The sequence below is a fragment of the Streptomyces klenkii genome, assembly GCF_003626645.1.
Classification (GTDB): Bacteria; Actinomycetota; Actinomycetes; order Streptomycetales; family Streptomycetaceae; genus Streptomyces; species Streptomyces klenkii.
In genome coordinates this window covers 1-1,066 of record NZ_RBAM01000187.1, presented here as the reverse complement: position 1 = coordinate 1,066, position 1,066 = coordinate 1, and the positions used below count along the sequence as shown (strand labels likewise).

Annotated in this window: 1 protein-coding gene and 1 pseudogene; both read left to right on the top strand. The window is 73.1% G+C overall.

Going from position 1 to position 1,066, the window contains the following annotated elements; genetic code table 11:
• A pseudogene (locus tag D7231_RS38040) lies at positions 1-138 on the top strand (methyltransferase); the annotation flags it as partial.
• A 212-nt stretch (positions 139-350) separates the two neighbouring features.
• The gene (locus tag D7231_RS35655) at positions 351-917 is read left to right on the top strand and encodes an NADPH-dependent FMN reductase (RefSeq protein WP_120760542.1); all 567 of its coding nucleotides are present in this window, start codon (positions 351-353) and stop codon (positions 915-917) included.
• Positions 918-1,066 lie beyond the last annotated feature (149 nt).

Genomic DNA, 1,066 nt, shown 5'->3' with positions numbered 1-1,066 from the left:
GATCTGCGCGAGGACTTCTACTACCGCACCGAGACCCTCCTCACGGCGGCCGACCGCCACGGCCTCCACGGCACCTTCATGGACGACTGGGAATCCCTCCCCCACGGCCAATCCAAAATCCGCCTCACCCTGTCCTGACCTTCGAGCCGCGCCCCACCCACCGGCCTCCGGGCGGGACCGCGGGCTCCGAGGGGGCCACGGCCCCCGTCTCCGCCCTCCCGCTGGATGCGGCAGCGCGCATCCAGCGGTCCGCATCCAGCGGCCCGCTGGATCGCGTCTCGCGGGTGCCAGTCCCCGTCTCGCGCCTACCGGGTGAAGGCAGCGAGGGAGCGAGACGGGAGGCGGGCGCCGTGGGCGGACAGGCGGGAAGCGGGCCGCTGCGCGTGGCCGTCATCATCGGGAGCACAAGGAAGGGCCGGGCCGGCGAGGCCATCGCCGGGTGGTTCGTGGAGCAGGCCCGGCGCCGCGAGGACATCTCCCTCGACGTCCTCGACCTTCTGGACTACGCCTTCCCCGACCGCTTCCCGGACCGGGCCACCCCCCAGATGCGGCGGTTCGCCGGAGCCGTGGAGCGCGCCGAGGCGTACGTCGTTGTCACCCCGGAGTACAACCGCAGCTTCCCCGCCTCGCTGAAGCAGGCCATCGACTACGCCTACGACGAGTGGCGCGCCAAGCCGGTGGGCTTCGTCTCCTACGGCAGCCGCTCCCTCGGCATCCACGCCGTGGAGGCCCTGCGCTGCGTCTTCACCGAGCTGCACACCGTCACCGTCCGGGACGGCGTCGCCCTCGACCTGCTGGACGAGGGCGGCCTGGGCACCGAGCCGCAGCAGCGCGCGGCCACCGCGATGCTCGACGAACTCGCCTGGTGGGGCCTGGCCCTGCGCGAGGCCCGGGCGCGGAGGCCGTACATCGCATGACCACCGATGAGTTCCGGGCGCGCCCCCGGTCTACCCCTTCGACCGCCCGCGAGGCGGCGCCGATCCGGCCGCCACCGGCCACCTACCCAGCACCGATCCACCAGACCCAGCACGGAAGGAACGACATGAGTGAGCGCATCGGCGAGCCG